At 72.5% G+C, this 21,921-nt stretch carries 19 protein-coding genes; 6 read left to right on the plus strand and 13 right to left on the minus strand.

The window, feature by feature from the left end; translation table 11 throughout:
• Nucleotides 1-58: 58 nt before the first annotated feature.
• The 5 genes from EJG53_RS02155 to EJG53_RS02175 all read right to left on the minus strand — a co-directional run bounded on the left by EJG53_RS02155 (nt 59) and on the right by EJG53_RS02175 (nt 6,718).
• A complete protein-coding gene (locus EJG53_RS02155) occupies nt 59-919 on the minus strand; it encodes an FHA domain-containing protein (protein ID WP_244954929.1) in 861 nt (286 codons plus the stop codon).
• 442 nt (nt 920-1,361) lie between these two features.
• The gene (locus EJG53_RS02160) at nt 1,362-2,513 is read right to left on the minus strand and encodes an MFS transporter (RefSeq protein ID WP_167515018.1); all 1,152 of its coding nucleotides are present in this window, start codon (nt 2,511-2,513) and stop codon (nt 1,362-1,364) included.
• Between the two features lie 112 nt (nt 2,514-2,625).
• Entirely contained in the window at nt 2,626-4,005 is a 1,380-nt protein-coding gene (locus tag EJG53_RS02165; RefSeq protein WP_125043323.1) for an ATP-grasp domain-containing protein, read from the minus strand.
• A gap of 31 nt (nt 4,006-4,036) precedes the next feature.
• Entirely contained in the window at nt 4,037-5,548 is a 1,512-nt protein-coding gene (locus EJG53_RS02170; protein ID WP_167515019.1) for an asparagine synthetase B family protein, read from the minus strand.
• Nucleotides 5,549-5,656: 108 nt separating this feature from the next.
• A complete protein-coding gene (locus EJG53_RS02175; RefSeq protein WP_125043325.1) occupies nt 5,657-6,718 on the minus strand; it encodes a class I SAM-dependent methyltransferase in 1,062 nt (353 codons plus the stop codon).
• A gap of 282 nt (nt 6,719-7,000) precedes the next feature.
• Here EJG53_RS02175 and EJG53_RS02180 point away from each other — a divergent pair, with 282 nt between their 5' ends.
• Nucleotides 7,001-7,558 (plus strand): heme-binding beta-barrel domain-containing protein, encoded by a 558-nt coding sequence (locus EJG53_RS02180; RefSeq protein WP_125043326.1) that lies wholly within the window; start codon nt 7,001-7,003, stop codon nt 7,556-7,558.
• 6 nt (nt 7,559-7,564) lie between these two features.
• Here EJG53_RS02180 and EJG53_RS02185 read toward each other — a convergent pair whose 3' ends face one another.
• On the minus strand, nt 7,565-8,407 hold the full coding sequence (locus EJG53_RS02185; RefSeq protein ID WP_280526748.1) for an AfsR/SARP family transcriptional regulator: 843 nt from the start codon (nt 8,405-8,407) through the stop codon (nt 7,565-7,567).
• Between the two features lie 200 nt (nt 8,408-8,607).
• On the opposite strand from EJG53_RS02185, the gene EJG53_RS02190 reads away from it, so the two are divergent.
• The 4 genes from EJG53_RS02190 to EJG53_RS02200 all read left to right on the plus strand — a co-directional run bounded on the left by EJG53_RS02190 (nt 8,608) and on the right by EJG53_RS02200 (nt 12,165).
• Nucleotides 8,608-9,366: an IclR family transcriptional regulator gene (locus EJG53_RS02190; protein ID WP_125043328.1), complete on the plus strand. Its 759-nt coding sequence runs from the start codon at nt 8,608-8,610 to the stop codon at nt 9,364-9,366.
• 300 nt (nt 9,367-9,666) lie between these two features.
• Nucleotides 9,667-10,782, plus strand: coding sequence for a cytochrome P450 (locus EJG53_RS02195; RefSeq protein WP_244954930.1), 1,116 nt, complete (start codon nt 9,667-9,669; stop codon nt 10,780-10,782).
• A gap of 6 nt (nt 10,783-10,788) precedes the next feature.
• Entirely contained in the window at nt 10,789-10,875 is an 87-nt protein-coding gene (locus tag EJG53_RS44275) for a hyalucidin A family RiPP precursor (RefSeq protein ID WP_461791938.1), read from the plus strand.
• 63 nt (nt 10,876-10,938) lie between these two features.
• Nucleotides 10,939-12,165: a cytochrome P450 gene (locus tag EJG53_RS02200; RefSeq protein ID WP_125043330.1), complete on the plus strand. Its 1,227-nt coding sequence runs from the start codon at nt 10,939-10,941 to the stop codon at nt 12,163-12,165.
• Nucleotides 12,166-12,241: 76 nt separating this feature from the next.
• Here the strand turns inward: EJG53_RS02200 and EJG53_RS02205 are convergent, their stop codons facing one another.
• A complete protein-coding gene (locus tag EJG53_RS02205; protein WP_125043331.1) occupies nt 12,242-13,747 on the minus strand; it encodes a SulP family inorganic anion transporter in 1,506 nt (501 codons plus the stop codon).
• Between the two features lie 416 nt (nt 13,748-14,163).
• Between EJG53_RS02205 and EJG53_RS02210 the strand changes: the two genes are divergently transcribed.
• Complete coding sequence (locus tag EJG53_RS02210; RefSeq protein WP_125049106.1) at nt 14,164-14,544, plus strand: MerR family transcriptional regulator; 381 nt, start codon at nt 14,164-14,166, stop codon at nt 14,542-14,544.
• Nucleotides 14,545-14,559: 15 nt separating this feature from the next.
• On the opposite strand, the gene EJG53_RS02215 is transcribed toward EJG53_RS02210, so the two are convergent.
• The 6 genes from EJG53_RS02215 to EJG53_RS42065 form a co-directional block, all read right to left on the minus strand.
• The gene (locus tag EJG53_RS02215) at nt 14,560-15,033 is read right to left on the minus strand and encodes an SRPBCC family protein (protein ID WP_125043332.1); all 474 of its coding nucleotides are present in this window, start codon (nt 15,031-15,033) and stop codon (nt 14,560-14,562) included.
• Between the two features lie 204 nt (nt 15,034-15,237).
• Complete coding sequence (locus EJG53_RS02220; RefSeq protein ID WP_125043333.1) at nt 15,238-15,987, minus strand: dienelactone hydrolase family protein; 750 nt, start codon at nt 15,985-15,987, stop codon at nt 15,238-15,240.
• Between the two features lie 135 nt (nt 15,988-16,122).
• Nucleotides 16,123-17,352 carry a cytochrome P450 gene (locus EJG53_RS02225; protein WP_125043334.1) on the minus strand — a complete coding sequence of 410 codons (1,230 nt, stop codon included), beginning with the start codon at nt 17,350-17,352 and terminating at the stop codon, nt 16,123-16,125.
• Nucleotides 17,353-17,432: 80 nt separating this feature from the next.
• Entirely contained in the window at nt 17,433-18,686 is a 1,254-nt protein-coding gene (locus tag EJG53_RS02230) for a cytochrome P450 family protein (protein WP_125043335.1), read from the minus strand.
• Nucleotides 18,683-20,734 (minus strand): thioester reductase domain-containing protein, encoded by a 2,052-nt coding sequence (locus tag EJG53_RS42060; protein ID WP_371858655.1) that lies wholly within the window; start codon nt 20,732-20,734, stop codon nt 18,683-18,685. Before EJG53_RS42060 ends, EJG53_RS02230 begins: the two co-directional genes overlap by 4 nt.
• Nucleotides 20,731-21,906, minus strand: a complete 1,176-nt coding sequence (locus EJG53_RS42065; protein ID WP_371858656.1) for an AMP-binding protein — start codon at nt 21,904-21,906, stop codon at nt 20,731-20,733. Before EJG53_RS42065 ends, EJG53_RS42060 begins: the two co-directional genes overlap by 4 nt.
• Nucleotides 21,907-21,921: the final 15 nt, after the last annotated feature.

Below are 21,921 nucleotides of genomic sequence, written 5' to 3' on the forward strand. Positions count from 1 at the left end.
GAGGGCATGGTGCCGTACAGCCGGGTGACGTCGTGCCAGGCGGTCTCCAGCGACAGGGTCAGATGCGGTGAAGGGTGATGGTGGTCCAGGCACCGAGGTGGACGCGGTCGCCGTCCACGAGGGGAAGGGGCGTGTGGGGGGCGATGGGATCAGGTGCCATGTTCACGGTGGTGCCGTTGAGAGAACCCAAGTCAACGACCGTCCAGCTACCGTCTGGCTGCTCCTCCAGCACGGCGTGCCGGAGGGAGACGCCAGGGTCTTGAGGCACCGCGAGGTCGATCTCTGGGCGGGCACCCCGGTGCACACCGCGGCCGATCTGCAGCAGTCCCCGACCCGTGATCGGGATACGGCGCTCGGGACAGTACGGCGGGAAGCTCAAGGAGCCCTGGGCACCGTCGGTGCTGTCGGCCGTCATCTGTGCGAAGTACTCACGGTCGGCGTTGACCAGCGCCACCCAGCGGGTGGCTGCGAGGATCTCCCAACTCCGCCGCTCACGGTTCCAGATCACCTCAGCGGGGCTTTCCCCGGTCTGCCGGGCCCGCAGGTCCAAACCGGCCAAGGCGCGCAGGGCTTCGTCCGTGGCCTCGATGTGGATGCGCAAGGTGAGGTCTGCCTGCGGATCGCTGATGACGACCTCGTCGTCCGCACGGTGCCTGCGGGCGATCTTGCGCAGCAGCTCACGGGCTCCTTCGTACGCGTCCTGGGCCGCCCGCGATGCGAGGGCTTGGACGAACGGGACGACCGCCATGGTCACCGCGACCGTGGCGGCCGTCTCGGCCAGCCGGAAGACGGCGGAGGGGGAGGGCAACGGGTGGCCCCCGGCCGCGCCTTGAGCGCCGTCGGCACAGCCGCACTCCTCGCAGAATCGGCCGGTCACCGGGGTGCGGCACTCCGGGCAGGTCCACAAGCGCTCAGTCACCTCCGGCTTGGGCCGGTCTCCGGGCCCGGGGCGGCTGCTCCCGGCCGCCTCGGGCCGCGCCATGGGTGATCCACAGACGTCGCACCAGTCGTCCGCCCGCGAGTCATGCCCCATTGGGCAGGTCGGCATCGGTACCCCCGCTTGCTGTGTGTCTGAGCCGGTGGTGGGCGGGACCAGGTTCATGGCCGCCCTGGTTCAAGGGCTCCTGGCTGTGCCCGTGTGCCACACGGTAGTTGGCGTGTTGCGAGTACGCCATGGATGGCTGCGGCGGTTCGTCCGGCACTACCGAGGCGTCCCGGGCAGGCGCACCGTCTGGTGGCTGCCCAGTCGCAGGGGGTGGGAGCGATAGGTCTGGGGGGGGGTGCGCTCGCTGGTCAGGGCCCAGCCGTCGAGGGGTCGGCCGCGCGGCGGCTGGTGTCCTTCACGGAGGCCCAATCGGCGTTCAGGGGCCGTCGGCCCGACGTGAGCCGTCGCCGTGTGCGTCCGGCCGTACTCCTGCCCACGCGGCGGGTACGGCCATCAGCCCGGCGACGGCCGACCACCACCACAGGGAGCGGCCGAGCAGATCCCAGCCGGCGACCGCGAGAACCGGGCCCACGGTGGATCCGAGACCGTACACCGCACTCGCCGCGCCCAGGTAGCGGCCCCGCAGGTCCGGTGGGCCCGCCCTGGCCGGGTAGGCCAGGAACAGGGTGGGAGCCGACACGGCTTCGCCGAAGGACCATGTCAGGGTCGCGGCCACCAGTCCGGCGATGCCCCAGGCCGGTCCGTACAGCGTCATCCCGAGGCAGGTCAGTGCCGTTCCCGCGGCGGTCACCGGACGTACGCGGCACCGCTGGGTGAAGCGTGTGACGGGGAGTTCGAAGGCGACGACGGTGAGCCCGTTGACCGTGATGAGCGCCGCGTAGACCGTGGTGGACAGGTCCTGGTCGCGTACGGCGAGCGGCAGGGCGGACAGGTACTGGACGTAGACCAGGGTGCTGATCAGCATGGCGAGGAGCAGGAGCAGGTAGCGGCGGTCGGCGAGGAGCGGGCGGTAGCCGCGTCCGCGCGGGCCCGGGCGGGCGCGGGCCACTGGTGCCTGGTGTCTTCGCCTGGGCACGCACCGTGCGACGACGGTCGCGTAGACCAGGCCGACGGTCGCCTCCGTGAAGAACAGGAGGTCGTACGACACGGCGATGAGTGCCGCGCCCAGCAGCGGGGCCGCCGCGGCGCCGAGGTTGATCGCCAAGCGGTACATCGCGAAGATCATGACGTGCCGGTCGGCCGGCACCATCCGGCTCAGCAGGTCGGCCGCGGCCGGACGGTAAGCCTGCCCGGCGGCTGCCTGAAGGGCGAGGACGAGCAGCAGCACAGTGAAGTTCCTGGTGTACGGGACAGCGGGCAGCAGCACCGACGACACCACCATGGACCCGACGATGGTGGCGTGCCCGCCGACGTGGTCGCACAGCCGGCCGCCCGCGAGGACTCCGACCACCGAGCCCGTGCCGTACGCGGCGAGCGTCAGACTCGCCTGCGCCGCGGAGAACCCCAGGCCGGTCAGGTAGAGGACGATGAACACCTGGACGAACCCGCCGAGCCGGTTGACGAACATGCCGCCGATCAGGGCGCGCGCCGCGGGCGGAGCCTCGCGCCAGGTCCTCGTGATCCCGGCGCGCGAAGGACCGGGGTCACGGCGGCCCGGCCCGGGGTGCGGCCGGGGCCGGTCAGTCATGGGCGGGGGCCGCGCCCGCCAAGGCTTGTTCGAGGCCGTTGAGGACCGCGTAGGAATCGCGCAGCAGTACCTGGGGGGTTGGCGCCGTGAGCAGGAGGACACCTGCCAGGTTCAGGGAACCGTGGCCGGTTCGGTAGTGGTGCATGAGGGTCCCGGACGGGACGGTGAAATCGGGTGCCACCCGGATCCCGCTGCCCGGGGACAGCAGACGGTCCCAGTCCACCGCCTCGGGAACGAAGACCGGCCGGGTCGTCCACGGCCGGCCCCGGGAGTCGGTCGCGAGGACGTTGACCGAGCCCGCCGCGCAGCGTCCGGGGCCGGTCAGCAGGCCGTCCGGCAGTCCCGGGTCCTGCCCGAGGTGCGCCCGGGTGAGCGCACCGACCAGGTCCACCCCGTGAATGGCCTCGATCTGCTGGGTGAGCAGCAGACCGCCGAACCGGGCCGCGGTCTCCAGCAGGCACAGGCGGCGGTCCGCCATCAGCTTGATCTCGGTGTGGGTGCCGCAGGTCCCCAGGCCGAGGGCGTCGACCGCCCGCCGCGACAGGTCGGACACCGTGTGCTGCAGCGCCTCGGGCAGCACGCAGGGGGCCATGTTCCCCAGTTCGGTGAAGTCCGGCACGGTGGGCAGCCTCCCGGTGACGCACACGGGGTGGTAGACGCCGTCGACGACCATTCCCTCGACGCTCAGGTAGTCGCCGTAGCCGGAGCCGTCGTACCAGGACTCGGTGGTGGCCGGGATGAGTTCTTCCACGATGAGTTCGTGGTGGGCCTCACCGGCCTTGAGCTCGCTCATGCCGCGGGCCGTCGCCGCCGTCAGCGCCCCGGTCGTGTGGCTCCAGGCGTCGGCCAGTTGAGCCCTCCGTTCCAGTACGACCTGGCCGATCGACCCGGCGCCCCACGCCGACTTGAGCAGGACGGGCGGGTGCAGTTCGGCCCAGGCCCGTTCCAGGTCGGTGAGCGAGTCGACGGGGCGGAAGCGGGGTACGGGCAGGCCCGCGTCCGCCCAGGCGCGCCGCATGAGGCGCTTGCTGCGTGCCTTGGCCGCACCCGGGCCGGGGCCGCGCAGGCCGAGCCGCTCGGCGGCCTCGGCGACGGCGAGCAGCGCGAACTCGGAGAAGGTCAGCACCGCGTCGGCCGCGGTACGGCGGGCCAGAGCGACGATCGTGTCGCTCAGGCCACCCGGTTCCGGGCGGGCGGCGGTGAGGTCGGTGACCGAGGTGCAGCACCGGGTCGCCAGGGCGACCGCCGGGAGCGGCAGCGGGTCGAGGAGCAGCAGGTGGAGGCGGTCCGCGGTGGCCGCGACCTTCGGTATGGCGTCGCTCGGTGGCGGCCCGCCCCGGGCGTACACCAGCAGCACCGTTGAGTCCCCCATGGGGTCGTCCCTTTCTCGTCGGGCTTACTCGTCAGGTGCCGGGACCGGTCAGTGGGCCCGGGGCGCCCGAGAAGGCGAAGTAGCCGTGGGGGGCGAAGTCCCAGCCGGGCCGCTTGTGACGGCTTCGGGGCAGCGGATAGCCCTGTTCCAGGTACAGCTCCAGGAGGTACGCGGCGTCCGGCTGGTCCAGCCCGATCCGGCGCCGCAGCTCCGGGTACCGGCCGGGCGCCCGGCCGGGCCACTGCTCCTTGACGTGTTCCAGCAACTGACAGAGCAGGCCGGTGCCTTCGGGCATGCGGATCTTGGGGCGCCGGGCCAGGTACGGCGGGAGAAGGCCGGCCATGGCTTCCCGCAGGATCCATTTCTCGGTGCCGTCGCGGTACTTGACGTCCATCGGCAGCCGCCAGGCGAAATCGGCGAGGTCGCGGTCGAGGAAGGGCACCCGGGCCTCGACGGTGCGGCGCATGGACACCCGGTCGACCCGCTGCAGATCGGTACGGTGCAGGTTCCCGACCCGGTACCGCATGAGCTCCACCGGGTCGGGGTGCTCCCGGAAGAGGTCGTAACCGGCCAGCAGTTCGTCGCTGCCGTCGCCCACCAGGGCGACCTTGAGGCCGAGTTCGGCGGCGGCCTCGAAGGCGGGGGCCATGACGGAGGCGTCCATGATGTCGACCGTTTCGAACGTCTCGGTCTCCCGGACCCGCTCGGACAGATCGCGCACCAGGCCGTCGAGGGTCAGGTGCCGTACCACGTGGCGGACTCCGAGGTCCGCGCAGGACCTGATGGCGAACGCGAGATCGGAGGAGCCGGGGAAGCCGACCGAGATGGCGGTGACGTCGGGGTGGTGGCGTGCCGCCAGCGCCAGCACGGAGGCGCTGTCCAGACCGCCGCTGTAGATGACGCCGATCGGCAGATCCGTGTTCACCCGTTTACGGACGGCCTCGTCCAGCAGGTGCCCGAAGTCCGCGACCAGCGTGCTGTCCGATCCGGTCGGTGGCTGTTCGGGCTCCTCGTGGTAGCGGACCGTGGTGCTGCCGTCCGTCCAGTGGCCGGCCGGGAAGACCTCGGGTGTCAGCCCGAAGGGGAGAAAGCACTTCATCTCCGACGCGAAGTACTCCGCGTCACCGTCCGTGGCCCGGTAGAGCGGCTTGACCCCGAACCGGTCACGGGCCGCGAGGAAGGTCCGCCGGGCGACGTCGTACACCACGAAGGCGAACATGCCGTCCAGACGTGCGGGCAGATCGCGGCCCCACTCCCGGTATCCGTGCAGCAGGATCTCGGTGTCCGAGCCGGTGCGGACGGTGTGACCGAGGCGGCGCAGTTCGCGTCGCAGGGCGGCGTGGTTGTAGATCTCCCCGTTGAACGTGACCCACAGGCTGCCGGTGCTGTCGGACATCGGCTGGACCGCCGACTCCCGGTCCACGATGGCCAGCCGGTTGCAGCCCAGGGCCGCTCCCGGCAGCCCGCGGACCCCGCCCGAGTTCTCCGGGTCGCCGCGGTGCGCGATCTCCGCAAGCATTTTCTCGATACGTGCGACGGGCACGTCACCCGGCGCACGTGACCGTAATTCCGCGGCAATTCCACACATCTCCCCAGCCCCCCTTGTTCGCTGCCTTCACTCTTCCCGTGTTTCCCGCGTGCGACCGACGGGTTACTTCTCGCCCACTCCGACGAGCGCGACGCGAGGAATCTCCGCGATCCACTGCCCGCCCACGCGTTGCACGGCGGGGCTTCGCAGCCACGCGTCGCCGTGGTCGGCGCCACCGTCCTCGGGACCGAAGCGGAAACACTCCTCGCACAATTGCCAGACCCGCGCGCGTACCGATTCCCGTGTCTCATCGCACCGGTCGAGGCCGCGCAGGCCGTACATGTCGCGCAGGTAGTCGGCGAGCTGCCCGACGGCGTCCTCGCGGGTGGCCGCCCGCATGACGAAGGGGTCGTAGACGCGGTGGACGCGAATGCCGCGGAGTCCGGCCGCGCCGAGGCCCCGTCGCAGTTCCCCGGCCGTGAAGTGCCGGTACGGGTGGCCGGCCACGGAGTGCCGGTGGACGGCTTCGGAGAACCAGCGCGCCGACGGCGAGCCCTCTTCGAAGTCGTGGACGACGAACCGCCCGCCCGGCCGTAGCACCCGCGCGGCCTCCAGGAACACCGTGGTGCGGTCGTCCGGCGGCACGTGGTGGCTTCCGTAGGCCAGGATGACGGCGTCCATGGTGGCGGCCCGCATGAACAGGAACCGGGCGTCCTGCCGGATCGCGGGCAGGCCCGCGGTCAGCGCCGCGGTCACCATCGTGCGCGCGATGTCGCTGCTGATCACGCCGTCGCGCACCTGCGGTGCCAGCACCCGCAGGGCACGGGTGAGCAGCCCGTCGCCCGCGAGCAGGTCCAGCGCGCGCCAGGTGGGAGACAGGTCCCTCAGGTCCTGCACCCCACCGGCCAGTTCGAAAAGCTTACGGATTCCCGTCATCCGTACGGCGATGTGCTGCTGAGCCCGGCGATAGGAATCTCCACGGCCGTTCCGCCGGTCGTCGGTCTCGAACTCGTTGAAAACCTGGGCGAGTGCCTTCAGGGCCTGCTGGGCGCCGTCCCGGCCGAAGTCGAGTTCCGCGTAAAGCTGTGGGTACTGCTCGCGGACCACGTCGAGATAGACGCCCACGTCGATTCCGTCCAGGTATGCGGAGTCACGTAATGCACGCAACAGAGGTCGCACTTTCATGCCGGTCCCCCCTACCTTGAGGCGCACAGAGCGGAATGATCCGACGCCCTCCGACGGCTGCGGCTCAGAGGACGCAGTCGGAAGTCTGATAAGCCTGGCGCTCCCCGGTCACCTTCTGTTCCGCTCACCGGAACCCGGTCGCGGCCGTGCAGCGGCACCGCCGCACGACGCCAGCCGACGCGGACCGGTCCGCCGGTCGCCGAACCGCACCTGCTCCAGCGATCCGGCCGCACAGCGGGCTAAGCTGCACCCGCCATCAGCCCCGTCCCAGGAGCGCGCACCATGACCGACTTCGGCACCGCCGAGAAGCGCCCGTACCCCGATGCTCTACGGCCGGACGAAGCGCCCGCACCGCACGCTCTGCTCGCGCCCGTGACCGGACTGCTGGGCACCTGGAGCGGCCGGGGGCGCGGTGGATACCCGACGCTGGCCGAGGAGTTCACGTACGCGCAGGAGGTGACCTTCAGCCACGACGGGCGTCCCTTCCTCCGGTACGAGGCGTGCGCCTGGCTGCTGGATGAGCAGGGTGCCCCGCTGCGGCCCGCGGCCCGGGAGAGCGGCTGGTGGCGGCTGCAGCCCGAGGGGCGGGTGGAAGCTGTGATCACACAGCCCACCGGCATCGTGGAGATCTCGGTCGGCTGCGCCGTCGACGGCAGCGTCGACCTCACCACCCAGGAGGTGGCCCTCTCCCCCACGGCCAAGGAGGTCACCGCGACCGGCCGCCGTTACACCCTGACTGCCGGGCACACGCTCGACTTCGTGCATGACCTGGCGGCGGTCGGCCAGCCGCTGCAACACCACCTCTCGGCACGGCTGTTGCGGCACCCGGGCAGTGCGTAGCGGGCGTCAGTCCGCCAGGAGGAACTGACCGGCAGGGCCGGTTCGGGCGTCCGTGTCCGGGGCGGCAGGCGCGGGCGACAGGTCCGCCGCGCCTCCCGGGGGCCGGCCCAGCAGGATCCGCCGATGCAGTTCCCGCAGACCGTGACCGGGTTCGGCGCCGAGCTCCTCCACGAGGCGGTGCCTGAGTTGCGCGTAACAGCGCAGCGCCTCCGCGCCGTCTCCCGCCACGTACAGGGCGTACATGAGGGCCTCGGCGACCGGTTCCGTCGTGGGGTGCTCGTCCAGCAGATCCCTCAGTTGGTGTGCCACGGCGGCCGGGTCGCCGCCGTGCACCTCGATGTCCGCCAGGCGCACAGCGGCATCCACCCGCCGACGCCGCCATGCCTCGCGCACCCGGGACGACCACCCTCCGCGCAGACCGGCGAGGGGCTCGCCGCGCCACAGGGCGAGGGATTCTCGGAGCAGCGCGGCCCGCCGGTCCTGAGGCTGTCCGCTCACGCGGGCCAGCGCCACCAGCCGGAGGAACTTTCGCAGGTCGACCGCATCAGGGTCGAGGTCCAACTGGTAGCCGCCGCACCGGCGCAGTACCGGCAGCCGTCCCCGGCCGCCGGTGCCGGGCTCATCGCCCAGGCGCCGGATGCGGCATATGTGGGCGTACAGCGCGCGGCGCGCCCCTTCCGGGGGATCCGCGCCCCATACCCGCTCGATCAGCACCTCGACGGGCACCGGCCGGCCGGCATCGACAGCCAGTGCGGCCAGCACGGCCCGACGTTGAGGCGGCCCCGCATCCACCGGACGCCCCCGCAGCACGACTTCCACCGGCCCCGACAGACACAGCCGCACCACCATGTCCAGCCCCCGTTCACCTCGCCTCCACGGTCCTCGCACCGTCGCCTCAGGGCGACAAGTTTTCGGCAAACTCTCAACCAATAACCGGCCGTCAGTCTGAATCCGGACATGCCGGGCCCCCGGAGGCGGCGGGCACCGGCCGGCAACCGATGCGGGGTTCGGTGCGCCCGGGAACTCCACCGGCAGATGGAGGTTGACACGTGTACGGATCCAACACGGCGACGACGGCCCGATGGGACGGCTCACTGCCGGCGCCCTCGACAGCCGGAGCGCCGCGGCGTGGCGTACTGACGGGCGCCTTCGCACTGCTGTCCGCCCTGCAGCGGGCCGAGGACGCGGGTCTCACCGCCCTGGCGTCCGCCTGCGGCCTGCCCAAGACGACTGCGTACCGGCTCCTGGAGCAGTTGAGCGACCTCGGCGCCGTCGAGAACCGGCAGGGCCGGTACCGCATCGGTCCGCATCTGTTCCGTCTCGGCCACGGCTGGCAGCCGTGCCCCGAGCTGCGGCCCGCCGCACGGCGGCCGTCGCGACGGCTGGCGTCCGTCACCGGGACGACGGTGGGACTCGCCGTCCTGTACCAGGGGCAGACGATGACCCTGGACTGGACGACAGCGCTGGACGTGACGCCCCCGCCGGTGAACGACCGGTCGGTCTGGCCGTGGTACACGGCGGCCGGGAAGGTCCTGGTCGCCCTGTCCGGTCCCGAACTGCCCCTCGGTCCGTTGCCGGGCACCTGGCCGGGCGAGGCCGCCGCCATCCGGGAGCGCGGTACCGCCTTCGACCGGGAAGAGGTGCTGGAAGGCGTGTGCTGCACCGCCGTACCGGTGCCGGCCCGCAGCGGTCCCCCGGTGGCGGCGCTGTGCGTGCTGACCGATCCGGAACACCGTCTGGACCGCCTCGCCGAAGCCGCCCGGCGGACCGCGGCCGCCATCGGCGCGGCGCTCGGCCACCGGAGGTAGGCCCCGCCCCGCACTCCCGGGGTGCCGTATCGCGTCCCCGGTTCCCGGCAGGCGTCCCGGCCCGCTGCCCCGCCCCCCCCGGTTCCGCTCAGCGGCACAGCGGGCGACAGGGCGCCACCCGGTCGGCAGACTGTCCGTGCCGGCCCGGGGCGTCCTCGTACCGCGCAGGCGCACCGCGCTCCGACGGTCTGCTGGGAGAGCCTCATGAAGTCGTCCGCGACGCGCCCCGGGACCGACGGGCTCGCCCGCCCTCCCCGCGATGCCGTGGGCCGGACCTGCTCCAGCGGACCCCTGGACCTCTTGACCGCTGAGTTCGACGGCGTTCACGACGTGTGGCGCTCGGCCTCGGGGAGGGTGTACGTGGCCAACCCGGAGGCGGCCCGGGCGGTGCTGGGCAACCGGCCGGCCATCGTGGCCGAGACATCCGACTTCTACCGGACCCGGCACGGCGTCTTCGGGCCACGGGCCGCACAGACGGAGATCGGCCGTGCGGCCCGCGCCCTGCTGCTCCACCACCTCGACGCCCGGCGGTCACAGTTGCCCCGGCTGATCCATGAGCGCCTCGCGCCCAGCAGTTCCTGGCCGGACGCGGGGAACCTGCTCGTCCACGAGCACCTGGCGGACGTCCTGCTGCACCCGGACGCGCCGGTTTCCCTGCGTACGACGGTCGGCAAGATCGTCACCCGCGCTGTGCTGGCGGGTGCTCGCAGGCGCCACGCGCCGCCGTCCAGGCTCCTCTTCCGCCACCGCGTGTACGCCGCGCTGCGGGCCGAGATACGCGCCCGGCAGCACCTGCGACAGCGTTACGGTGGCCCCGCCGGCCCCCGCGACCTGCTCGATGTCGTGGTGGACGGCTGCGGCCCCGCGACGGCCTCCGACGATCTCGCCGAGGTCTACCTGTCCTTCCTGTTCGCCGCGGTGGGCTCCATCGGCTTCGCCCTCGGATGGTCGGTCCACCTTCTCGGCACCCAACCCGGCTGCCCCGCGGCGACACCGGACCGGATCGTGCGCGAGGCCCTGCGCCTGTGGCCGGTGGCCTGGCTGTTCGCCCGTACGCCGCTGAGGGTCCTGGAGCTCGGCGGGACGACGGTGACACCCGAGGACCAGCTCGCCGTGTGCACCTACCTGGTGCACCGGCATCCCGCCTACTGGGAGCGGCCCGACGAGTTCGTCCCGCAGCGCTGGGCGGCACCCGTCTCCCGAGCCGCCTACCTCCCCTTCGGGCACGGGCCGCACACCTGCGCCGGAGCGACCGTCACCCTGCGGCTCCTTGAGGACATCGTCGGCCTCCTCCTCCATGACTGGCGACTGTCGGTCATTCACGATGACGGCAGTCCTCAGACGGGCCCGGCGCTGGCTCCACCGCGCTTCACCGCGGTGCTGAGCCCACGTGCCGACAGCACCGGAAGGAGGTGAATCCCCATGCGTGCGTTGTACCGCCAAGTGAAATCGGCTCTCAACATCCGACGCCAGTACGAATACTTCTGGTACCTCTACCACCACATCTGACCGGTTCGGCGCGGGGACCCACGCCCGACCGGCTCCCCGCGCCGCGTGAGGGGAAGGCTCGCGATGACCACGCCCCAGCACCCCGACGACTTCCTGCGTCTCCTGCGGATGCGCAGCGCGGCCGAGGACGGGATCTTCCGGGTCGACGAGGAACGGCTCGCCGTGTTCGATCCGGAAGCCGCCCGCCGGGTCAGCGCCGCGAACTGGCACCGGTTCGTCATGCACGACCGTCTGGTCGACATGGTGCGGCGGCGCCGGAGTCCCGAGGTGCGGTGGAGCCAGGTACGGTCCGCCTGGCTGACCCAACTGCACACCATGGCCACACCGGAACACCACGGCCGGCTGATCGAGCGCATGACCCAGATCATGGACGCGCGGCTCGGCCGGGACGTGGACCTCACCATGCTCAGCCAGGACGTCGCCGTGCGGTCGCTGCTGCCGCTCGCGCTGTCGGGCCTCACCCCCGGCGAGGCGGATCTCGTCCGCCGGGACCTGGAGATGAAGCTGCTGCGGCTGGTCTCCCCCGACCCGGGCAGCGCCTGGCACCATCTGCGGTTCGTCGTGGTCCAGGTACGGTCGGGACTGGTCGTACGCCGGGTCCTGCGCCAACGCGCCCGCGGGCGGCGGATCCGCGAGCCGGACCTCGCCGACCCGATCGTCGACCTGCTGCCCGAACTCGGCATGGACCGCGCCCTGGACGTGGTGACGGCCGTCCTCACCGCCATCGGCGGCCCTCCGGGCACGGCCGCCGCGAGCGTGCTGTACGAGTTCGCCCGCCGCCCCGAGTGGCAGCGGCGGCTCGCCGATGAGCTGGGTGCCGTGGACCCCGCGGCGTTTCGCACGGCCCCGCCGAGCGCGGCCCCGGTGACCCACCGCTTCGTCAAGGAAGTGCTGCGCCTGTGGAGTCCGCCGCTGCTCCTGGTACGGCGCTCCACGGTCCCGTTCGATCTCGGGAAGACGCGTCTGGCACCGGGCGACTGGTACTTGCTGAGCCCGCACATGATCCATCGCGACGGCCGCGTCTGGAACCGGCCCGATCTCTTCGACCCGGACCGTTTTCTGCCCGGCGCGTCACACGGCCCGGCGGACCGTACGTGCTATGTGCCGTTCGGATGGGCGCCCAAGAAGTGCGTCGGCGCGAACGTCGCCATCGTTCAGCTCATGGCCCTGTGCCATCTGCTGTGCACCAGGTACCGCCTGGCCGTGCACCGACCGGACGAGGTCACGATGGCCTTGCGCTTCGCCCCCGTACCGGAGAATTTCCGCGGGCGGCTGAGCCTTCGGCAGTGACCTGGTCCGCATGGTGCCGTAAGGGTCGGCACCCCTCTACCCGGAGGGGCCGCAGGAGGCCGGGGCCGGGGGCCGTTCAGCCGGTGAGTTCGCCCGAGAGTCTGCCGTGGAGGTGCGCGCTCGGGTCGTTCAGGCCGGTGATCTCGACCGCCTTGCCGCGCTGCCGGTACTTGGTCTCGACGGCGTCGAGGGCGGCGACCGAGGAAGCGTCCCAGATGTGGGCGGCGGACAGGTCGATGACGACGCGGTCGGGGTCGGTGGCGTAGCGGAACTGGCCGACGAGATCGTTGGAAGAGGCGAAGAACAGCTCGCCGGTGACGCGGTAGACGACGGTGCCGTCGTCAGGTCCGGTCACCGGGGTGACCTCGGCGAGGTGGGCGACGCGCCGCGCGAAGACGACCATCGCGGTGACGGAACCGACGACCACGCCGACGGCGAGGTTGTGACTGGCGACCACGACCACGACGGTGATCACCATGACGGCGGTCTCGCCGGCCGGCATCCGCCGGAGGGTCTTGGGCGCCACCGAGTGCCAGTCGAACGTCGCGAACGACACCATCACCATGACGGCGACGAGGGCGGCCATGGGGATCTCGGAGACGACCGGGCCGAAGGCGATGCACAGCACCTTCAGGAACGATCCGGCCAGGAACGTGGACAGCCGGGTGCGGGCGCCGGAGACCTTCACGTTGATCATCGTCTGGCCGATCATGGCGCAGCCGCCCATGCCGCCGAGGAAGCCGGTGACGATGTTGGCGATGCCCTGGCCGATCGACTCGCGGGTCTTCGAAGAGTGGGTGCCGGTGATGTCGTCGACGAGTTTCGCGGTCATCAGCGACTCCATCAGGCCGACCAGCGCCATGGCGAGCGCGTAGGGGGCGACGGTGGTCAGGGTGTCCAGGGTGAACGGCACGTCCGGCAGGCCCGGCACCGGCAGCGAGGACGGCAGTTCGCCCTTGCCGCCGACGGTCGGCACCGCGATCCCGGCGGCCACGGTGACGGCGGTGAGGACGGCGATGGACACCAGCGGGGCCGGGATCACCTTGGTGACCTTGGGGAAGAGCACCATGAGCGCGAGCCCGCCGAGGAGCAGCGGGTAGACGGCCCAGGGCACGTCGTGCATCTCGGGCACCTGGGCCATGAAGACCAGGATGGCGAGAGCGTTCACGAAGCCGGTCATCACCGAGCGGGGCACGAACCGCATGAGCCTGGCCACGCCGAGAGCGCCGAGGACGATCTGGAAGACACCGGCCAGGATGACGGTGGCGATCAGATGGCCCAGGCCGTGTTCGCGGTTCATGGGGGCGATCACGAGGGCGACGGCGCCGGTCGCCGCCGAGATCATCGCCCGGCGCCCGCCGACGACCGAGAGGGTCACGGCCATCGTGAAGGAGGCGAACAGGCCGATCGCCGGGTCGACCCCCGCGATGACCGAGAAGGAGATCGCCTCGGGGATCAGGGCCAGCGCCACGACGAGGCCGCCCAGGATCTCGGTGCGCCAGACCTTCGGGTCGGACAGCCAGTCGGGCTTCAGATTGCGCAGGCGCGTGGCCGTGGAGGGTGGGGAGGCAGCAGATGACAAGGGGGAGGAACCTGTCGTACTCGGGCACGCCCCGCGGGGCAGGCCGGGTGTGCGGAGGGGTGCGGAGGCCGGCCGGCGCCCCGCGGGCAGCCCTGCGGACACAGGGCCGGAAGTCTGACGGCCAACGGCCGGAAGCTGACGGCAGCGAAGCCGGGTCCGCCTCAGCGGCTCCGGCTCATGTCGCGGAGCGAAGGCGTACGGCGAGGAGTCACGGCGGACAGGCGGCGGCGCTGGGCGGGGTGGGCATGCGCACGCTCTTTCCTGCGGGTTACGGTCTTCGCCGGGGCGTCGTCGGCGCCGACGGCCCCCTACTCTACCCTGACGTGAGGGTAGAGATCGGGGTGGGCCGTCCGTGGTCCCGGCGACCTGGCCTCGGCCGTACAGAGAGGACGGGCGCCCGCGTGAGCAGCGAGCACATGCAGATCGGCGAGGTCGCCGCACGGACCGGACTGTCCCTGCGCACCATCCGGCACTACGAGGAGACCGGCCTGGTCACCCCTTCGGCCCGCTCCCAGGGCGGCTTCCGCCTGTACACCGAGGCCGACGTCGCCCGCCTGATGGTCGTCCGCCGGATGAAACCGCTCGGCTTCACGCTCGACCAGATGCGCGACCTGCTGGACGCCACCGACCGGCTCGACGCCGGCGAACTCCCGGCCTCCGAGCGGGCCGCCCTGCTGGAGCGGATCCGCGGTTACGAGCGGGACGCGACCGAGCAGGTGGAAAAGCTCCGCACCCAGCTCGCGCGCGCCGAGGAGTTCGCCGCCACCCTGCGCGCACGCCTCTCCCCCGCTTCGTAGCCGGGAGCGCACCGATCAGGTGGAGTTGTCGCCGCGTTCGAGGATCTTCTTGGCCAGCCGCAGTTCGCGTGCGACCGAACCGGGCAGCGCGCGCCGGAGAAGCGGGGCGAGCAGCCGGCCCGGGCCGGGGCGGAACCGGAGTTCGATCATGCGGGTAACGCGGACTCCCCCGGCCACCGGATCGCAGGTGAAGCGCGCGGCGAAGCGGGCCATGCGGTGGTTGACCTTGTTCAGGGGCAAGGGGGCCAGCCGGATGTCGATCCGCTCCCCCGGGGTCAGCCGCATCTGGGCCACCGCCTTCGGCTGCGGGAAGGGCACCCCGGGCAGCGCGGGCCGGAACGCGAACTCGGTCAGATCTCCGTTCCTGCGCACCCAGTAGACCGTACGGAGCTTGTCGTCGACCTCGGCGTACCGTTCGACGTCCATGACGAAGCCGAGAAAGGCTTCCGCCGTGCAGCCGATGGTCAGTCGCTCCTCGACCCTGGTCATCACGCCTCCCCGCGCCGGATGCGTACGGCAGCTTCGTACGGCGGTCCGTGGACCACAAGTAGGGGTGGGTGGGGCCGGTCAGCAGTCTCCAGCTACGCGCCGCCGGCCCCGGACGGGAGGCCACCGTCACCGTCTACTACCGCCGGGTCCACGGTGCCCCCCGTCCTCCACCCCGCACCGCACCACCTGCCCGGTGCGGGAGTCTCAGCCCTTGGTCAGGGTGCGCTCCAGCAGCGGAAGCAGGCGGTCCCAGTGGCGCTGGAGTCCGGCGGGGCTGTAGGCCGCGGTGTCGGACATGGTGAAGCCGTGGACGGTGTCGGGGTAGGTCTCCGTGGTGTGGGCGACTCCGGCGGCGTCCAGTGCCCGGGTGAACTCGCTGAGCGCCTCGGGCGTCATGTCGCCCTCGGCGAGACCGATGTGGACCTCGGCGGTGAGTTCGGACACCAGGCGGTGCGGGCTGTCGGGCGCGTCGGTGACCAGGGGGGCGGGGTGGAATCCGGCGACGGCGGCCACCTGGCCGGGGTGGGCGGTCGCGGTACGCATCGCCAGGACGGCGCCCAGGCAGTAGCCCAGCACGGCGACCGGCCCGGGTCCGACCTCGGGCTGGGCGGTGAGGAACGTGAGGTATGCCTCGGCGTCGCGCAGGACCCGCTCGGTGGTGTGTTCCTCGATCAGCGGCATCACCTGGGCGAAGACCGCGGGGCGAGCCTCTTCCCCAATGTGCTCGGGGAGGTCGATCACCGGGGACGGGCCGCGCCGGTAGTAGAGGTTGGGCACGAGTACGTAGTACCCGTGCCCGGCCAGTTCGCGGGCCTTCCGCTCCAACTCGGGCCGTACGCCGAAGGCGTCCGGGTACAGCAGCACTCCCGGGTGCCGCTCGCCGTCGTCGGGGAAGGCGGCGAACGCGTCGGCCTGGCCGTCCGGGGTGGGGATCTGCAGGGTCTTGGTGGGCACAGTCGTCCTTCCGCTGGGTTCACTCGGGCAACGTTCGCTGCACTGACGTTCCCGGCCCGAGCGAATGTACCTCGTCGGTCGTGGCCGGCGTGCCCGACGAGTCGGCCGAGCGCGGCCTCGTCGGGCACGCCCTGGTCACCAGGTGACCGGGACCTCGGCCGGCATGATGGCCATGCGGTTCGGGTGCCAGGGGACCTCGGCCGGCGGTACGGCCAGGCGGATGCCGGGCAGCCGGTCGAGCAGGACGCGGAAGGCGACTTCGGACTGGCGGCGGACCAAGTGGGCCCCGGGGCAGTGGTGGCGGCCGTAGCCGAAGCGCAGATGCGGGTTGGGGGTGCGGGCGGGGGTGAAGGACTTGGGGTCCGGGAAGGCGGCGGAGTCGTAGTTGACCGCGTCCAGGGAGAGCAGGATCATCTCGCCCTCCTTCACCTGGGCCGGCCCGATCTCCGCGTCCTTGGTGACGAAGCGGGGAATCGCGTTGCCCAGGACGACGCTGCACCGCAGCAGCTCTTCCACGCACTGCGGCATCGTCTCCGGCTCGGCCCGCACCGCGCTCATGACCTCGGGCCGCTGGAGCAGGTTGTACGCCGCGACCCCGAGGAAGCTCGCGAAGTCCTCGTAACCGCTGACGAACAGGACGGCCACGATGTTGGAGAGCTGGTGCCGCGTCAGCCCTTCGTGGGTGGCGTTGAGGTCGGCGAGGCGGTCGATGAGGCCGCGCGGCTCGCCGGGGCGCCGGTCGGACATGTGCGCGTCCATGTACGCGCGGATCTCCTCCCAGTTGCGGGCGAGTTCCTCGGGGGTCGGGGTGACCATGGTCAGGTCCAGGTCGGCCCGTACGGCGAGCCAGTCGCGGTCCGCGAACGGCAGGCCGAGCAGCCGGCACATGCACTGGGCGGCGACCCAGTCCGCGAAGTGGCGCTGGAGGTCGCCGGGGCTGCCGTCCCGGACCATGGTGTCCAGGCCCTCGGCGGTGACCTCCGCGACCCAGTCGGCGGGCAGGTCGGGCTGGTCGCGGCCGAGCGCCTTGAGCACTTCGTCGCGCAGCCCGGCCTGCTGGAGGTGGTTCATGGCGTCGAGCAGCTCGGGCGCCAGGATCGGGGCGTCCTGGGTGGGACGGTCCGCCTCGCCCAGCACGGAGCGGGCGAAGGAACGGTCCCGCAGTACCTGCCGGGCCAGTTCGTACCCGGTCACCAGCCACGCCTGTTCACCGGAGTTGGTGTTCACCCGGGCCACGGGGCAGCGGCCGCGCAGCTCGTCGAGTTCGGGGGCGAGCCGGTCGCCCCGGGTGCTGAACGGGTAGCGCGGGAGGGGCTCCTCGTGGGCTGCCTGGCCGGACGCGGGCGCTTGCGGTGGTGTGGACACGGAGGATGAGCCTCTTTCTCGTTGCTGTGGGGATGTCGCGGACAGGGCCCGCCCGGGCACGGGGCCCGGGCGGGCCGGTCTCACCAGCGCACGGGGAGCCGGGCCGGTGCGCGCAGCGGCGTGGACTCGTCCCAGTCGATGCTCTCGGCCGGGACGGCGAGTTCGAGGTCCGGGAGCCGTTCCAGCAGCACCTGGATCGCGATGGTCAACTGCATACGGGTCAGGTTCCCGCCGGTGCACGCGTGCGGGCCGTGCCCGAAGGCGATGTGCGGGTTGGGGGTCCGGGCCAGGTCGAGGCGGTCGGGCTCGGCGAACGCCGCCGGGTCGCGGTTGGCGGACGCCGGTACGGGCACGACCGCGTCACCGGCCCGGATGTGCTGCCCGTGCAGGGTGAAGTCCTCGGTCGCCACGAGGATGTTGATGGCGTTCATCAACGGGACGTAGCGCAGCAGTTCCTCCACCGCGGTGGGGATCCGCTCGGGCGCCGCACGCAGGGTGCGCAACTGCTCGGGGTGGGTGAGCAGCGCGAGCAGGGCGTTGCCCGTGTGCTGGATGTTGGTCTTGTAGCCGGCCATGAGCATGGTGACGACAAAGCTCACCACGTCGTCGCGGGTGATCTCGCTGTCCGGCCGGCGGGCCAGGGCCAGCAGGAGCCGGATGTAGTCCTCGCCGTCGCCGTCGCGTTCCTTGCGGGCGATGAGGTCGGCGGCGTAGTCCTGCAGGGCGTACAGGGCGGCGAGCACCTCCTCCATCGTCAGCCCGGCGGCGCCCAGGAGTGCGAGGGTGTGCGGCAGGTAGATCTCCCGGTCCTCGTACGGCAGGCCGACGGTCTCGCACAGCACCCGCAGGGGCAGCGGCTCGGCGTAGGAGGCGACGAGGTCGGCGGTGCCGCCGGCCGCCCCGGCCACCATCGTGTCGACGAGTTCCCCGGCCATCGCGCGGATGCGGGACTCCATGAAGGACAACTGCCGCCGGCCGAACATCGGCAGGACGGTGCGCCGTACGCGCTCGTGGTGCGCGCCCGTCATCTCCAGGAAGGTCGGCAGGCACGGCGGCGGGGCGTCGGCCCCTTCGCGGGGCGGCCAGGCCGACAGCAGGGGCCGGACGAGCCGCGGGTCGGCGAACGCGGCGCGCGCGTCCTCGTAGCGGCTGATGAGCCAGCCCGTCTCGCCGTTCGGGAGCTGGGCCTTGACGACGGGGGCTTCGGTCCGCAGGCGGGCGTAGGCGCACGGCGGTCCGGCGGTGCCGGGGGCGGTCTCCGGGACGGGGATGAGGGTTTCGGGGGCGGCGTCCGGGACGGGGGCGTCCGGGGCGGCGGCTTCGGTTCGGCTCATCGGCTGTGCTCCGTGCGTGGTGCGGCGGCGGTCCCGGATACCGGCTCGGCCCCGGAGACCGGCTCACTCCCCGGTATTCGCTCGGTCCCGGATGCGGGCCCGCGGCCGGCCGCCGGGCGCGTGAGGTAGCCGGAGGTGAAGAAGTACTCCAGGTAGCGGTCCAGCAGGGCGGCGTCGACCGGCGGGCAGTGCAGCCCGCTGTCGGCCAGCGCCTCCTCGGCGTTGCGCCGCCCCAGGACCGGGAAGGTGCCCTTGAGGTACATCTCCTTGACGGACATGTCGGCGGTGCGGCTGCGGTCCACGCACAGGGACACGAACGGCGCCGTGGCGCTCGTCGGGTTCTCGGCGACGTGCCGGACGAGCTCGGCGACCCAGGCGTCGTACGGCAGGGTGCGCAGGGTGAAGCCCGCCGCGCGCATCCGGTCGAGGACGTCCGACAGCATCGCCGGTCGCGGGTTGGTCAGGTGGTAGACCCGGCCGTCGGCCGGCCGGTGCGTGGCGATGTGCACCAGGGACTCGGCGAGGTGGTCGACGGGCACGAAGTCCATCGGCAGCTCGATGTCGGGGGCCAGCCCCGTGTCGGCGATCATCTTGAACAGCGAGCAGATGGCCGTCTCGGTATTGCACGCGCCGTGCGTCCGGTCGCCCGTGACCTCGTACGGCCGGTAGACGGCCACCGGCAGGCCCTGCTCGGCCGCCCGCCGCAGCACCCCTTCGGCGACCCACTTGCTCTCCGCGTACCCCATGGTCAGCCCGTCGGCGTGGGCCGGCGGCAGGTCCTCGTCCACCTCGCGCACCCCGGCGGTGCCGAAGCCCGCGACGACCGCGACGGTGGACACGAAGTGCACCGGTACCCGGCGGCGCGCGGCGATCCGGACGACCTCGCGGGTTCCGTCGACGTTCGCCGGGCGCAACTGCTGGTAGGGGTAGAGGAAGTTGACCCGGGCACCGTTGTGCACGATCAGGTCCAGACGCTGGGCCAGCGCGTCGGCGCGCTCGTGGTCGAGCCCCAGCCGTGGCTGGGTCAGGTCCCCGGGGAAGCACTCCACGCGCTGCCAGTCGGCCTCATCGAGGTGCAGACCGTAGCGGGTGAGGGCGGTGCGGACCCGCTGCCGGGCGTGGGCGGGGCTCGTCGCCCGTACGGGGCAGTGGACGCGGGCGGCCGTCGCGTGCAGCAGACGGTGCAGCAGGAAGCCGCCGACGAAGCCGGAAGCGCCCGTGAGCAGGACGTCCTTCGGGTCGTGCGGGTTCGGTGCCGGGCCTTCGGCAGGCGGGAGGGCGAAGCCGAGTCCGGTCTCCGCCGCGAAGTCGACGGCCGGTTCCTGGCCGCCGGCCGGTCCGCCGGTGCCGCCGCGGACTCCGCGTACGGCGGCGGTGAAGCTTTCGAGGGTGGGCGCGGCCAGCAGCGCCCTGATGAGGGTGGAGCCCAGGGCCGCGTCGAGGCCGAGTACGGCGAGGGTGCGGGTGACGGCCTCCGAGGCGAGCAGGGAGTCGCCGCCGAGGAGGAAGAAGTCGTCCTGGGGCGTGGGCCGGACGCGCAGCACCTGGTGCCACACCTCCGTGAGGAGGCCGGACAGGCCGTCGGTGGCCTCCGGCTCGTCCGGGCGCCGCGCGGCCTCCGCGGCGTCGCTGGGGCCGGGCGGTGGCGCGGTCGGCTTCAGACGGCTGCGGTCGATCTTGCCGCCGCTGGTGACCGGGAAGCGGTCCAGGGGTATCAGGGCCGGGACGGCCTGCGGGGGCAGCCACTTGGCGCAGTACGCGCGCAGGTCGGCCAGCGGCAGCGGGCGGCCGGGGACGGTGGCCGTGACGTAGGCGGTCAGGGAGTGCCCGTCGACCTCGACGGCCGCTTCGCCGACCTCGGGGTGGGCCCGTAGGCGCGTCTCCACCTCGTCCAGCTCGATGCGGGCGCCGCGCAGCTTGACCTGGCGGTCGAGCCGTCCGCGGTACTCCAGCAGCCCGTCGGCGTGCCGTACGGCCCGGTCGCCGGTGCGGTACAGCGGCCCGCCCGGCTCGACCTCGGGCAGCGTCACGAACCGCTCGGCGGTCAACTGCGGGTCGCCGAGGTAGCCCAGCGCCAGCCCGTCGCCGCCGACGTACAGCTCCCCTTCCTCGCCCGGCCGCGCGGGCGAGCCGTCGGCCCGCAGGACGTGGCAGGTGGAAGCGCCGAAGGGGCGTCCCAGGGGGACGTGCGCGGCGTCCTCGGGAGGGGGGTGAGCACATGGGCGGTGGAGACCACCGCGTTTTCGGTCGGGCCGTAGAAGTTGACCACCGTGGTGCGGGGGCAGGCCGCGAGGACGGCGTTGGCCAGGCGCGGGTCCATCGCCTCGCCGCCCGCGGAGACGAACCGCAGGCCGGCCAGCGCCTCGGGGCGGGTCCGGGCGACGAGGTGGAAGACGCTCGTCGTCAGGTACGCCACGGTGACGCCGCCCGCGTGGAACAGCCGCTCCAGGGCGGTGGGCGAGAGCAGTTCCTCGCGGTCGGCGACGACCAGGCAGGCGCCGGTCAGCAGCGCGCTCCAGATCTCGATGGTCGAGGCGTCGGAGGACAGGCTGTAGGCGTGCAGCACTCCGTCGCCCGGGGCGGGCGGCGTGAGGCCGGGGTCGGACAGCACGAGGCGGACCACGCCGCGGTGGGACAGCGCCACGGGCTTGGGCCGGCCGGTCGTGCCGGAAGTGAAGGCGACGTAGGCGCAGTCGGCGGCGGAGCCGGTGGCCCGGCCGGGGACGGGGCCGGCCGCGCGCTCGGGGACGGGCCGGTCGAGGGAGCCGACCTCGACTGACACGCGTAGACCGCGCACCCGGCGCGTGCTGCCCGGCAGGGTGACCGCGGCGCTGATGCCCGCGTCCTCGGCCATGGCCCGCAGCCGGGCCGGCGGCAGTTCCTCGTCGAGCGGTACGTACGCGCAGCCGGCCTTGAGGATGCCCAGCAGCGCCACCAGCGCTTCCAGGGAGCGGCTGCCGCACACGCCTATCAGATCACCTGGCCGGACCCCTCCGGCGACCAGACGGTCCGCCAACGCGTCGGCGTGGGCGTCGAGTTGGCCATAGGTCAGGGTGCGGTCCCCGTGCCGGGCCGCCGGGGCCTGCGGCAGCGCCGCGGCCTGTGCCTCGAACAGCTCCGGGATGCGGCTGTCCCGTGGGTAGCCGGGCGCCGGCGTGCGGGCGCCCGGGGCCTGGGGCCGCCCGGCTAACGGGCGTGAAGAAACGTACGTGTCGGTCATGGGTCTCTCTCGCTC

The sequence above is a fragment of the Streptomyces chrestomyceticus JCM 4735 genome (assembly GCF_003865135.1).
Taxonomy (GTDB): domain Bacteria; phylum Actinomycetota; class Actinomycetes; order Streptomycetales; family Streptomycetaceae; genus Streptomyces; species Streptomyces chrestomyceticus.